The organism is Gordonia desulfuricans NBRC 100010 (assembly GCF_001485495.1).
GTDB lineage: Bacteria > Actinomycetota > Actinomycetes > Mycobacteriales > Mycobacteriaceae > Gordonia > Gordonia desulfuricans.
The window spans coordinates 1-13,372 of the sequence record NZ_BCNF01000044.1; the positions used below are offsets into that span (position 1 = coordinate 1).

At 69.8% G+C, this 13,372-nt stretch carries 10 protein-coding genes; 6 read left to right on the forward strand and 4 right to left on the reverse strand.

Features of this window, described 5'->3' with window-relative positions:
- Positions 1–62: 62 nt before the first annotated feature.
- Both GD1_RS07540 and GD1_RS07545 read right to left on the reverse strand, forming a co-directional pair.
- On the reverse strand, positions 63–2,051 hold the full coding sequence (locus GD1_RS07540; RefSeq protein ID WP_373855267.1) for a TPM domain-containing protein: 1,989 nt from the start codon (positions 2,049–2,051) through the stop codon (positions 63–65).
- A 127-nt stretch (positions 2,052–2,178) separates the two neighbouring features.
- A complete protein-coding gene (locus tag GD1_RS07545; RefSeq protein ID WP_059036555.1) occupies positions 2,179–2,961 on the reverse strand; it encodes an LLM class F420-dependent oxidoreductase in 783 nt (260 codons plus the stop codon).
- A gap of 47 nt (positions 2,962–3,008) precedes the next feature.
- On the opposite strand from GD1_RS07545, the gene GD1_RS07550 reads away from it, so the two are divergent.
- The gene (locus GD1_RS07550) at positions 3,009–4,184 is read left to right on the forward strand and encodes a MalY/PatB family protein (protein ID WP_059036556.1); all 1,176 of its coding nucleotides are present in this window, start codon (positions 3,009–3,011) and stop codon (positions 4,182–4,184) included.
- Positions 4,185–4,250: 66 nt separating this feature from the next.
- Positions 4,251–4,865 carry a class I SAM-dependent methyltransferase gene (locus GD1_RS07555; protein ID WP_059036587.1) on the forward strand — a complete coding sequence of 205 codons (615 nt, stop codon included), beginning with the start codon at positions 4,251–4,253 and terminating at the stop codon, positions 4,863–4,865.
- A gap of 281 nt (positions 4,866–5,146) precedes the next feature.
- Here GD1_RS07555 and GD1_RS07560 read toward each other — a convergent pair whose 3' ends face one another.
- Both GD1_RS07560 and GD1_RS07565 read right to left on the reverse strand, forming a co-directional pair.
- Positions 5,147–6,175, reverse strand: coding sequence for an acyl-CoA dehydrogenase family protein (locus GD1_RS07560; protein WP_059036557.1), 1,029 nt, complete (start codon positions 6,173–6,175; stop codon positions 5,147–5,149).
- Complete coding sequence (locus GD1_RS07565; RefSeq protein WP_059036558.1) at positions 6,175–7,326, reverse strand: acyl-CoA dehydrogenase family protein; 1,152 nt, start codon at positions 7,324–7,326, stop codon at positions 6,175–6,177. Before GD1_RS07565 ends, GD1_RS07560 begins: the two co-directional genes overlap by 1 nt.
- A 213-nt stretch (positions 7,327–7,539) precedes the next feature.
- On the opposite strand from GD1_RS07565, the gene dinB reads away from it, so the two are divergent.
- The 4 genes from dinB to GD1_RS07585 all read left to right on the forward strand — a co-directional run bounded on the left by dinB (position 7,540) and on the right by GD1_RS07585 (position 13,158).
- Positions 7,540–8,757, forward strand: a complete 1,218-nt coding sequence (dinB, locus tag GD1_RS07570) for a DNA polymerase IV (protein WP_059036559.1) — start codon at positions 7,540–7,542, stop codon at positions 8,755–8,757.
- Positions 8,758–9,222: 465 nt separating this feature from the next.
- Positions 9,223–10,776, forward strand: a complete 1,554-nt coding sequence (locus GD1_RS07575; protein ID WP_059036560.1) for a CitMHS family transporter — start codon at positions 9,223–9,225, stop codon at positions 10,774–10,776.
- A gap of 52 nt (positions 10,777–10,828) precedes the next feature.
- Positions 10,829–12,493 (forward strand): sensor histidine kinase, encoded by a 1,665-nt coding sequence (locus tag GD1_RS07580; protein ID WP_059036561.1) that lies wholly within the window; start codon positions 10,829–10,831, stop codon positions 12,491–12,493.
- A complete protein-coding gene (locus GD1_RS07585) occupies positions 12,490–13,158 on the forward strand; it encodes a response regulator (RefSeq protein WP_059036562.1) in 669 nt (222 codons plus the stop codon). Before GD1_RS07580 ends, GD1_RS07585 begins: the two co-directional genes overlap by 4 nt.
- Positions 13,159–13,372: the final 214 nt, after the last annotated feature.

Genomic DNA, 13,372 nt, shown 5'->3' on the forward strand with positions numbered 1-13,372 from the left:
GCCGGCCGAGCTCGTCACGCAACCGGCGTCACCCGACCCGCGTCGTGGCCGGGGTTGTGGGATCAGAACCGTCCGCCGGTGCCGATCCGTCCGGAGCTCGACGACCCACCGAACGAACCGGGGCTGCGGCCACCGCTGGTGTAGCCGCCGCCGCGATGCCCGCCGTATCCGCCGCCGCGGGTCGCGCCGCGTAGGAAGCTGTCCACCAGCACGCCGGTCAGTACGGCGCCGGCGGCCGATCCGTGCTGGCGCGGCGGTTGCTGGGTGCGCTGCCAACTGACCACGTCACCCTGGGCCGCCATCAGCGCCTGATCGGCCAGCGAGCCCGCGCGGCGGGCGGTGTCGGTGGCGGTGACCGGGTCGGACGTCGAGGCGGCGTGCGCGTCCTGCACCAGCCGTTCCGCCTCCGACAACCGGGTGCGGGCCACCGACTGCACCGCGCCGCGGCGGGTGGCGATGAAGTCCCGGGCGGCCGACACCTTGGCGTCGGCCGACGTCAGCGCCGCGGTGAGCACCTCGGCACGACGCGTGCGTTCGGCGGCGGCACCGCGCGCCGCGTCGAGCGCGTCGTCGAGTTCGGCGTCGGCGTCGACCAGCGCGGTGAACACCCCCAGCGGGTCGGTGGCGAAGCCGGACTTCGCCGCGGCCAGGGCGGCGGACGCGGTCTGTACCGCGGTCGCCAGCGCGGGCCCGCCGTCGGTGGTCAGCTGCGCCGCCTCGGCGAGCTCGCCTTCCACCTCGGTGATCAGCGCCGGCATCTGGGTGTGGGCCGCGGCGATGTTGCCCTCCGCGTTGTCGATCGCGTCGAGCAGTTTGGTGGCCTGGTCTATGGCGCCCTCGGCGGCCCGGATGTCGGCGACCGCCGGCCCCTGTTCACCGGCCGGGCGGGCGATCGCGGTCCGGCCCTGGTCGGCGCTGCGCTCGGCGAAGTCGATCTCCTCGCGGGCCAGGTCCACGTTGTGCAGGATCGGGGTGCAGGTCTGCTCGCCGTGGCGGGCGACGAGGTCGGCCAGCTGCGTCGTCGACGCCTCGATCCGGGTCCGCAGATCCACCAGCGAGCGCGTGATCTGGTCGAAGCGGGCCGCCGCGTTGATCAGCAGGTTGCGCATCTCGTCGAAGCCGGTGACCTGTTCGTCGAGTCGTTTGTCGGCGTCGGTGCAGGTGGTGATGATCTGCAGCAGCATGGTGCGCCGCTCGTCCGGGGTCTCCGGGATGTCGTCGTCGAGGCGCTGCCGCAGCATGAACGATGCCGCGAGTGCCTGCTTGGCATCGTCGAGGGCGTTGCGGAACGGCGCGGTCTGCGCCGGACCGAACTCGCCGACGGCCAGGGCGAGCTCTTCCTCGCTGGTGCGGATCGCGTTGTCGGTGTCGGTGAGGACCTCCCGCGACCACGGGTCGAGCACGTCGAGCGGCTGCGCGACGAGCTGGTCGGCGGTCAGCTCGTGTTCGCGCAATGCCTCCACCCCGGTCTCCACCGCGCGCCGCTTCTTGCGCCGTGAGTACATCCACGCGCCGCCACCGCCGACGACGGCGACACCGCCGACCGTCCCGGCGACGATCCAGCCGGTGTTGGACGGGGTCATCGCCGCGGCGATGCCGTCGGCCGCGGCGATCCCCGCACCGGCCCAGTCGGCCTTCTTCAGCGCCGGTACGACGTCGTCGGTGGCGATCGTGGCGAGGTCGGCGTCGGTGATGTCGGCCGTCGACGCATTGGGCGGTGCGGTCAGCCGGTACTCGCGGTCGTCGGTGGCGATCGCGAGCAGGATGTCCTTGTCGCCGAGCAGGCTCAGTTCGGCGGTCTGGCGTGCCCAGGTGTCGTTGGCCATGCCGTCGAACGACTTCACGTACACCACCCACAGCTGGATGCCGTGATCGCTGTACAGGCGGTCGACCGCGGCGTCGACGTCGGCGCGCTGGGACTCGGTGAGCACGTCCGCCGGGTCCGACACCGGTTCGGGGAGTCGGCCGGGCGGTTGCGCGTCGGCTCGACCGGCCAGCACCGAGCCGAGCAGCACCGACGACAGCAACGCCAGGACCAGCGTGATCATCATGAGGGCTGCGGCGTGTACGAGACGCGTCATCCGAGCGGTTGCCATGCCGAACAATCTAGTCAACGCATCCGCCCGGATGGCCGGTCTCGTCCTCTGTCCGTGGACCGCCACGGCGAATCCGGCCGGCTCAGCCGCGCCAGCGGCAGAGCGCCTCCAGCGGGGTCAGGTCGTAGTCGGGACCGGTCACGCCGACGGTCAGCAGGGACACGCCCTCGGCGCTGATCGCGTCCGCATCGCGCAGCAGCGCATCCACGTCGCCCTTGAACTGCAGGCCGGCCGACCGCTCGATGGTCTCCGGGTCGCGGCCGACCGCCGCACAGTGGTCGGCGAGCACCGCCGTCTTGTGCCGGTAGGTCTCGATGTCGTTGAAGCCGTGCCACGTGTCGGCGTACTGGGCCACATAGCGCAGCGTCTTCTTCTCGCCGCTGCCGCCGATCAGCACCGGGATGTCGCGGGTCGGGGCGGGGTTGAGGCGCTTGAGGCGGGCGTCGATGCGCGGAAGCGCCTGGCCGAGGTCGGCCAGGCGGGTGCCGGCCGTACCGAACTCGTAGCCGTACTCGTCGTAGTCCTTCTGGAACCAGCCGCCGCCGATGCCCAGGATGAGCCGCCCGCCCGAGATGTGGTCGACGGTGCGCGCCATGTCGGCGAGCAGCTCCGGGTTGCGGTAGGAGTTGCAGGTCACCAGCGCACCGATCTCGACGCGCTCGGTCTGCTCGGCCCAGGCACCGAGCATCGTCCAGCACTCGAAGTGGGCGCCGTCCGGATCGCCGTAGAGAGGATAGAAGTGGTCCCAGTTGAACACCACGTCGACACCCGCATCCTCGGCGCGCAGGACCGCGTCGCGGATCAGGGAGTACTCGGGGGCGTGCTGGGGCTGGAGCTGGACACCGATGCGAATGGGAAAGGCCATGCGCTCCAGTCTGCCCGCGCCGAGGGTGTTGCGGGTACAACGAGAACGTGAACACCGGTAACGCCCGTCCGCGCCCGACCGCCCCACCGCTCGCCGAATTGCGCCGTCGCACCAGTGAGAAGTGGCGCACCTACCCCGACGACGTGTTGCCGTTGTTCGTCGCCGAGATGGACTATCCCCTCGCGCCGGTGGTCGCCGAGGCGATGATCGAGCAGATCCGCACCGACGATCTCGGCTACGCCGGCAGTGCCGGTGCCGCCGGGGAGGCGTTCGCCGGTTTCGCCCACCGCCGGTGGGGATGGACGGTGGCGCCCGACGACGTGCACCCGACGACCGATGTGTCGGTGGTGCTGGTCGAGGCGCTGCGGGTGGCCATCGAACCCGGGGATCCGGTGATCATCACCCCGCCGGTGTACCCGCCGTTCTTCGACATCGTGCCCGAGGCCGGGGGCCGCACCGTGGAGGTGCCCCTGGTGGACCTGGGCTCGTCGTGGCGCCTGGATCTGGGTGGTATCCGCGACGCCTTCGTCGCCGGGGCCAGGGCGATCATCCTGTGCCATCCACACAATCCGCTCGGCCTGCCGCATCCCCGCACCGACCTCGAGGCCCTCGCGTCCCTGGCTGCCGCACACGGTGCGGTGGTGATCTCCGACGAGATCCACGCGCCCCTGGTACATCCCGGGGTGGAGTTCGTGCCGTTCCTCGCGGTGAACGACACCGCCCGCGAGGTGGGGATCGCCGCCCATTCGGCGAGCAAGGCCTTCAACCTCGCCGGGGCCAAGTGTGCGTTCACCGTGGTCGGGTCCAATCCGATGCGGGCACTGGTAGACCGCCAGCCCGAGGAGGTGGCCTTCCGCACCAGCATCCTGGGGCGCGCGGGTGCCGCGGCGGCATTCGGTGACGGTGATGAGTGGCTCGACGAGGTGCTGGCCACCATCGGTGAGAGCTTCGATCTGTTGGAAACCCTCGTGGCACAGCGACTTCCGTCGGTGACGATGCGCAGGCCGCACGCCTCGTATCTGGCGTGGCTGGACTTTCGCGCCACCGGCCTGGGTGACGACCCGGCCGACCCGATCCTCGAGCAGGGCCGTGTCGCGCTGCATCGCGGTCCGGCGTTCGGGGAACAGGGCAAGGGATTCGCGCGCCTCAACGTGGCATGCTCACCGGAGGTGCTCACCGAGGCGATCGACCGGATCGCCGCGGTGGTCGACGTCGCTCGCTGACGGGGTGTTCTTGCGCATGTGGCAATGCTCCTCGACGCGGCCCCGGCGGCATGCCAGAGTCGGGGCATGAGCGAACACGAGCACGGACCCGTCACCACGCATTCCGCCGACGAGTGGGATGCCCGTTACCGCGACACCGACCGCCTGTGGACCGCCCACGTCAATCCGGCGCTGCCGGTGGAGGTCTCGGATCTGCGGCCCGGCCGGGCGCTCGAGGTGGGCTCCGGCGAGGGCGCCGACGCCCGATGGCTCGCCGATGCCGGCTGGACCGTCACCGCCGTCGACATCTCACAGGTCGCGATCGATCGGGCACGTGAGATCGACGGCCGCCCGGAGATCTCGTGGACGCGTGCCGATCTCACCGTCGACGAGGTACCCGGTGCCCCGTACGATCTGATCACCGCCCACTACTTCCCGATCCCCACCGAACATGCTGCGGTGGCCCGCAAACTGGTCGACGCCGTCGCGCCAGGAGGCACCCTGCTGGTGGTTGCCCATGCGCCCGAGGGCGTGCGCGCCCACGGCTTCGATCCGGACGACTACGTTCAGCCCACCGACTTCCTCGGCCTGCTCGGCGACGACTGGACGGTGGTCACCGACGAGACCCGAGATCGGGGCCGCCCCGCAGGCGGCGGCCATCACATCGAGGACGTCGTCGTGCGCGTGCAGCGGGCGGGCTGACGTCGACTGGTTGCGTGACGAGTTCGGCCGGCGGAGGTTTCGACTCGACTCGTCGCTTCGCTCCTCGTCGGCTCAACCATCGTATGGCAGTGGCTGGTGGGGTGTGGTGGCGGCTCAATCATCGTGCGCCACTGGCTGGTTGAGTCGGGTTAGGTTAAGAGGTTGCTCAACCATCGTGCACCACTGGATGGTTGAGCCGGGACCGAGTCGCCAGGCGAGGACCCGTGTCGAAACCCGGTGAGATCGACTTGTCCGCAACCACATCCGAGCCGAGGTCAACCCTATCCGGTGATCAGCGGCCAGAGACCGTCGCGTCCGGCAGCGATCGCCGCGGTGGTGATCAGCTGGTCCCAGTGGTGGACCGACCCGAACTCCGACCGCCAGGCCAGCGCGGGTTTGGTGAACTCGTGCAGCCGATGTTCCATCGTGGTCCCGATCGCGCCGTGTACCTGATGGGCGTTGCGGACCACCACCGACGCCGCGTGTCCGGCACACGAACGGGCGACGGCGACACGGAACTCGAGACCGCTTCCCGACCAGTCGGTGTCGACCGCCTCGGCGAGGGCGCCGTGGGTGGCGGCTCGGGCCAGCGCGGCCTCGGCGGCCATGTCGGCGACCAGGTTCTGCACGGACTGGAACTTCGCGAGTGGGCGGCCGAACTGGGTGCGGTCGGTGGTGTGGGTGACCGACAGTTCGACGATGCGGTCGAGGGCGGCACACACCTGCAGTGCCCGGATGAGGGCTCCGCGCAGCATCATCTGGTCGATCACGGTGTCGGCCACCGGTATCCCCGACAACGACGACACCTCTGCGGTGACCGTGTCCCGGGGTTCGCCGGCGAGGTTGGCACCCGAGGACATGCCGAGTGCGGATGCGTCGACGTCGGCGACCACGAACCGATCGCGGTCGCGCCACACCGTCACGATCTTCTCGGCTTGCGAGGCCCACGGAACGGCGCGTACCACCCCGAATTCGTCGAGCACACAGAAGGTTCGGCGGGCGGGACCGGCATCCAGCCCGGCCGACTCGAGCAGCCATCCAGCGAGCAGGTCGTGTTCGGCGAGGGGGATGTGCACCCCGTGCCAGACCGCGGCCCGGATCAGTTCGGCGGCCTCGAACCAGCCGGCGCCACTGCCGCCGGCCTGCTCGTCACCGGTCAGCCGGACCAGACCCAACTCCTCGAGTCGAGTCCACAAACCGGTGTCCCACAAGGCGATTCCGGTGGTGGGCGCATGCGTGCGGCGGTATTCGGCGAACACCGCCGACATCATCGCCACGAGATCGGGGTCGACGGTCGGTCGTGTCGTCATCAGCGCATCCCCAATCCCCGTGCGATCACACCGCGCAGGACCTCGTTGGTGCCGCCGCGCAGCGTGAAACCGGGGCGCTGGATCACCGCGTCGTCGAGCAACGCGTCGTACTCGGCGCGCACCGACGAGTGGTCCCCGGTGAGCAGATCGGCGAAGTCGGCGATGTCGCCCTCGGTGGAGGTGCCGAGGACCTTGACGACGGCGGCCGCGGTGTCGGCGGGCTCGTGACGTTCGAGGGCACCGGCCACCGCCGACGACATCTGGTGCAGACCCGCGATCCGTGCCACGTGTCGTCCGAGGTCGGGATGGTGGGGGACGGTACCGGCCCGCATCTGTTCGGCGGTCTCGGCGAGCAGCTCGAATGTGGACAGGAACCGTTCGGGCCCACTGCGTTCGAAGCTCAGCTCCGAGGTGACCTGCGTCCAGCCGTCGCCGATCGACCCGAACACCATCTCGTCGGCGACGAACACGTCGTCGAGGATCACCTCGTTGAAATGGTGCCCGCCGTTCATCGAGACGATCGGGCGGATGTCGACGCCCGGTGACCGGAGGTCGACGATGAACTGGCTCAGCCCGTCGTGGCGGTGCTGCGGGTCGGGCGGTGCGGTCCGGGCCAGGCAGATGAACGCATGCGCGCGATGCGCGCCGGAGGTCCACACCTTGGTGCCGGTGATCGACCAGCCGTCGTCGACGCGGACCGCCCTGGTGCGCACGCTCGCGAGATCGGAGCCGGCGTCGGGTTCGCTCATCCCGATGCCGAAATAGCACTCGCCGCGGGCGATCGCGGGAAGGAACAGGTGTTTCTGGTGCTCGGTGCCGTACTTGAGCAGCGACGGGACGATCTGCCGGTCGGCGATCCAGTGGGCCGCCACCGGTGCGCCGGCCGCGAGCAGTTCCTCGGTCACCACGAATCGTTCGACGTGGCTGCGGCCGTGGCCGCCGTACTCGACCGGCACCGTCATCCCCAGCCAGCCGCGGGCGGCGAGTGCGCGCGAGAACTTCTCGTCCCAGCCGGTCAGCCAGCTGTCGACATCGCGGCCGATCGTCCCGCCGTCGCGCTGCGCGGCGACGAAGTCACGGACCTCGGCACGCAGTCCGTCGAGGGCATGCGGATCGTCGGCGACCGGTGGCACCAGACGGCTGGTGGACATGATCGGTGTCCTTTCGGTACGGGGCACCGGAGGCCGGCGCGCCCAGAACTGTGCTCGTCCCAACGTATCCGAGCCGACCACCCACCTGGACTGCGTGCGGCCTTTCCTCGTACACATGTTCGAGGTAGGCTGCAGGGGCGGCGGCCCGACCGCCGGTACGCCGAGTCCCGGACCGGCGGCCCCAGCACCGCTTCTGAACAGCGAGGTCATGCCATGCACGTCCACAGTGCAGACCGCGCCGAGGCGTCGATCCTGCATGCCGATCTCGACTCCTTCTACGCCTCGGTGGAGCAACGTGACGATCCACACCTGCGGGGCCGGCCGGTGCTCGTGGGTGGGGGTGTGGTGCTCGCCGCGAGCTATGAGGCCAAGGCCCGTGGCGTGCGATCGCCGATGCCCGGCCACGAGGCGCGGGCGCTGTGCCCGGACGCGATCGTGGTGACCCCACGCTTCGACGACTACATGCAGGCCAGTCGCGAGGTCTTCGAGATCTTCCACGACACCACCCCGCTCGTCGAGGGCATCTCGGTGGACGAGGCCTTCCTCGACGTGGCGGGTCTGCGCCACACCCCGGGCAGTGCCGGCACCCCGGTCGCTATTGCCGCGGAACTGCGCCGTCGTGTCCGGGTCGAGGTGGGCCTGCCGATCACCGTCGGCCTCGCCCGTACCAAGTTCCTGGCGAAGGTGGCCAGCGCGGTCGGCAAACCCGACGGCCTCCTCGAGGTGGCGCCGGGTACCGAACTCGCCTTCCTACACCCACTTCCGGTCCGACGGCTCTGGGGTGTGGGTCCGGTGACCGAGGCGAAACTCGCCGATGCCGGCGTGCGCACCGTCGGCGACATCGCACAACTCGGCCCGAAGTCGTTGTCCCACATCGTCGGACCGGGTTCCGGGCGACATCTGTTCGCACTGTCGATGGCGCAGGATCCGCGTCGGGTCGACACCGGCAGGCGGCGCGGATCCATCGGTTCCCAACGCGCACTGGGGCGTCGGCCACGTTCGGCCGACGAGATCGATGCGACGATCATCGCCATCGTCGAACGCCTCGGCAAACGTCTGCGCGCCGCCGAGCGTGTCACCCGAACCATCGTGTTGCGGTTACGATTCCACGACTTCGCCACCGCCACCAGGTCGCGCACACTGCCCGAGCCCACCGACCGCACCGAGATCATCATGGCCGGCGCACGGGGACTCTTCGACGAGGTGAGACCACTGATCGCCGAACGCGGCTGCAGTCTGATCGGGGTGTCGCTGGCCAACCTCGACGACGCCGACACCGTCCAGCTCACCCTGCCCTTCGCCGAGGACACCGGTGCCGCCCTCGACACCACGATGGATCAGCTGCGCAACCGCTTCGGCCGGGACGCGGTCACCCGCGCGGTCCTCGTCGGCCGCCACCACGGCGCCGATGCCCCGATGCTGCCCGACTGACCCCGGGTCGCGGTGCCACGGAAGGCGCGGCCAGGAACCTGGCAGGTGAGCACCATGGGGCCACAAGGGTGGGGCGGCATTGTTGAGTCCGTCAGAGAGAAACGCCCACAGCGGATCTCGACTCAACAAAAGAGGGAGGGCCTCAATGCCCCAGCAGCGCAACGCCAACAAGAAGAACAACCAGACCCCGGCCCGCCGCAAGCGTCGCGTGCGTCAGTTCGACCCGCGCAGCCGTCGCTGGATCTGGGTCTGGGCCTGATCCTTCCGAAGCTTCTCTCGCCGGTCCACCCGGCAGAGCCTTGTCGATGACCCCACCCGTGGACGCCGGGTGGGGTCATCGGCGTCAGCGCGTAATGCGCAAAACACCAGTTACGCGCACAAGCGTGACTGTGATCTGGGTAACGCCAACACTTCTCTGGTAGCAGCCGACACAGGTGGTCGGTACTCGGCAGAAAGAGCAAGGCAATGTTGGTAGCACTCGGGTTGGCCATGGTCGCCACCTTCATGTTCCTGATCATCACCAAACGCGCGACGCCCGTGGTCGCGCTGATCCTCGTCCCGGTGGCCTTCGGTCTGTTCGCCGGTGCCGGACTCGGGATCAGCGACATGATCTCCGACGGCATCACATCCCTCGCGCCGACCGCGGCGATGCTGTTCTTCGCGATCGTCTTCTTCGGCATCATGATCGACGTCGGACTCTTCGACCCGATCGTCCGATTCATCGTCCGGATGGTCCGCAACGATCCCGCACGACTGGTCGTCGGTACCGCCGTGCTGGCCGCGGTGGTCTCCCTCGACGGTGACGGATCGACGACGTTCATCATCACCACCGCTGCACTGTTGCCGCTCTACCTCAAACTCGGTGTGTCCCCGGTGGTGTTGACCGTGGTGGCGGGCCTGGCCAATGGCACCATGAACATCCTGCCGTGGGGTGGCCCCACCGCGCGTGCCGCCACCGCCCTGAAGATCGACACCAACTCGGTGTTCCTGCCGATGGTCCCGGCCCTGGCCGTGGGCATGCTGGTGGTCCTGCTGTTCGCCTTCCACCTCGGCGTGCTGGAGCGTCGTCGGATCGGCCGGATCGTCGTCAAGGACTCGATTCTCGCCCCGCAGGAGACCGAACTCGTCGGTGCCGGCGTCGGGGGCGCCACCGGCACCCCGACTGGCCGTCGGTTCCGCATCGGTGGCCGGCGCCGCCCGAACGGTGAGGCCGGTTCCGATGCTCCCGGCACCGGCACCGGCAGCGCCGGCATCGGCGACGACGACGCACCGCACACCGCCGACCTGCCGGTCACCCCATCCGGCCGCGACATCCCATCCGGCCCCGACGCCCCGCAGCCGGTCCAGGGCGACGACGACCACTCGGCCTTCACCGGCGTCCTCGACCCCGAACGCAAGACCCTGCGCCCCAAGCTGTTCTGGGTCAATGCCGCCCTCACCGTCGCCCTGCTGGCGATCCTCGGCATGGACATCGTCGCCATCCCGGTGCTGTTCATGATCTTCGCCGCCATCGCCCTCGCGGTGAACTTCCCGCACCTGAAGGACCAGCAGGAGGCCATCACCCGGCACAGCTCCAGCATCGTGTCGGTGGTCGCCATGGTCCTCGCCGCCGCCGTGCTGACCGGCGTCTTCAGCGGTACCGGGATGGTCGACGCCATCGCCCACTGGATGGCCGACGGTATCCCCACCTGGATGGGCCCGCACCTGGCGATCGTGATCGGCGTCCTGTCCATCCCGCTCACCTTCCTGATGAGCAACGACGCCTTCTACTTCGGCGTCCTGCCGGTGCTCTCGGAGACCGCCACCCGCTACGGCATCGACCCGAGTGAGATGGCCCGCGCCTCCATCACCGGCCAGACCTTCCACATGCAGAGTCCGCTGGTCCCGGCCATCCTGCTGCTCGTCGCACTCGCCGGCGTGGGCCTGGCCGATCACCACAAGAAGGTCCTCTGGCGCGCCGCCGTGGTGTCGCTGGTCATGCTCGGCACCGGAGTCCTGGTCGGCGCCATCCCGTTCTGACCAGCGCCCTCATTCGGACCACCCACCGCACCCGACTGCCTAGGCTGACCGCATGCGATTGCGAACGCAGGTACTGCTCCTGCAACTCGCCGTCATCGCGGTCAGCCTCGGCGTCGGGTTCGGCATCGTCGTCACCGGCGCCGACGACCGCATCCGCGACGAGTACGCCCAGCGTGCCCTCGCCATCGCCCAGACCATGGCGTCCGACCCCGACGTGATCGGGCAGGTCGCCGCACACCAGGGCACCGCATTCGACCACGACACCCTGGTCGCGGCACCCCTGCAGCACCAGGCGGTGGCCGTGACCCGCCGCACCGGGGCCCTGTTCGTGGTGATCGCCAACGCCGACGGCATCCGTCTGGCCCACCCCGACCCCGCCGAGGTGGGTGTCCACGTCTCCACCGACCCGTCGACGGCCCTGTCCGGCGACGTCGACATCACCACCGACCGCGGCACCCTCGGCGAGTCGGTCCGCGCCAAGGTCCCGATCTTCGTGACCGGTTCACCTGCACCTGTCGGCCTGGTCAGTGTGGGGATCTCCACCGCGAAGCTCGCCTCCGACACCCGGCATGCGGTGGGGGTCACCGTGTCGATCGCGCTGGCCGCCCTCGGCGTGGGGGCGCTCGGGTCGCTGCTGCTCGCCCGGCGCTGGCGACGACTGACCCTGGGGCTCGAACCCGACGACCTCGCCGAACTCGTCCGCGAACAGCGCGCGGTGCTGCACTCGCTCGGCGACGGTGTGCTCGCCGTCGACCCGTCCGGGGTGGTCCGCGTCGCCAACACCCGCGCCCGGACGCTGCTCGGCCTCGAGCGTCCGGTCGGACGGCACATCGACACCCTCGGGCTCACCCCGCGGGTGCGCAGCGTCCTCGACGTCCCCACCGCCGATCCGGTGGCCGCGACCATCGGCGACAACATCATCCTGCTGTCATCGCATCATGTCGTCGCCGACGGCCGTGACCTCGGCATGGTGATGTCCATCGTCGACCGCACCGACGTCGAAGAACTCGCCCGCGAGGTGGACTCGATCCGGGTGATGAGCACCGCGCTGCGCGCCCAGCGGCACGAGACCGCGAACCGGATGCACGTCCTCGCCGGGCTGCTCCGGCACGGCCACGTCGACGAGGCGAGCGCCTACCTCGACGAACTCACCGGCACCGGCGCGGGCGGGGCGATCGACGGCATCGAGAACGTCGACGAACCGCACCTGCAGGCCTTCCTCGAGGCCAAGGCCGCCCACGCGCGCGAACGCGGGGTGGGTCTGCGACTGGGTCCGCAGACCTGGGTGGAGGGCCGGCTCACCGATGCGGTCACGGTGACCGCCGTGGTCGGCAACCTGCTCGACAATGCGATCGACGCGGCCGCCGGCTCCGCGCAGGCCGAGGTGGAGGTCGAGATCCTGACCGACGCCACCACCATGCTGATCACCGTCGCCGACTCGGGCCCGGGTATCGCCTTCGAGCGCCCGGACGACATCTTCGCCGAGGGCGTCACCACCAAGGTGGATGCGGCGGTGCCCGGCGGCCGCGGCATGGGCCTGGCGGTGGTGCGACAGCTGGCGCGGCGGATCGGCGGGGACGTGGTGGTCGCCGACCCGGGCGGGAATCTGGGCGGAGCTGTGCTGGTGGCACGCTTGCCGGGAGTGATCGACGACCCGGCCGCCGACGACCCCGGTGGCCACACCGACACCGACACCGAGACCGGAGGGCACCGATGACCGACACCGACGGGCACGGGGTGCTCATCGTCGACGACGACTTCCGTGTGGCGGCCCTGCACGCGGCGATCGTCGACGCGGTGCGCGGCTTTCACGTGGTGGCACGGGCCGGATCGATCGCCGCCGCCCGCGCCGCGCTGGCCGATCACCCGGAGATCGAACTGGTGCTGCTGGACGTGTATCTCCCCGACGGATCGGGGATCGACGTCATCGCCGATCTCGACCGCGACTGCTTCGTGGTGGGTGCCGAGACCGATGCCGACGCGGTGCGGACCGCGATGCGGGCGGGTGCGCTGGCGTATCTGATCAAACCGTTCCCCGACACCGAACTCGCCCGCCGCCTGGCCGGCTACGCGCAGTACCGGCGGGCGCTCGCCGCACCGACGGTCGATCAGGGCATGGTGGATGTGGCGTTGTCGGCGTTGCGATTCGGTACCTCCCGCGCCGACCGGACGCCGGTCTCGCACACCGAACAGCGAGTGCTGGACCTCTTCGACGCCGACGCGGTGCTCTTTGCCGACGAGGTCGCCGAACGAATCGGGATCTCCGCGGCCACCGCGCGCCGCCACCTCGCCGCGCTGGTCGGTGCTGGCCGGCTCACGATGTCGTTGCAGTACGGCGGGACCGGGCGTCCGCGCCAGTCGTATCGTCGCGCCGAGGGGTGACGGTGGGCGGGTGCGGTCGCAGCCCGTCCACCGAACCCATTGTGTGACTTCCTTCGTTCATCGATCCGGTGAATTTCGTGGCCATATGCGAACATGACAGACAAGCCATTTCCGATGAAAGGTTGGTGAAGTGCCAGAGTCCTTCCGGCTGACACCCTGACAATGTCGCCGATGGCGGGTATGAAGGTGGTCAGGAATCGCAGGGGAAATCCAT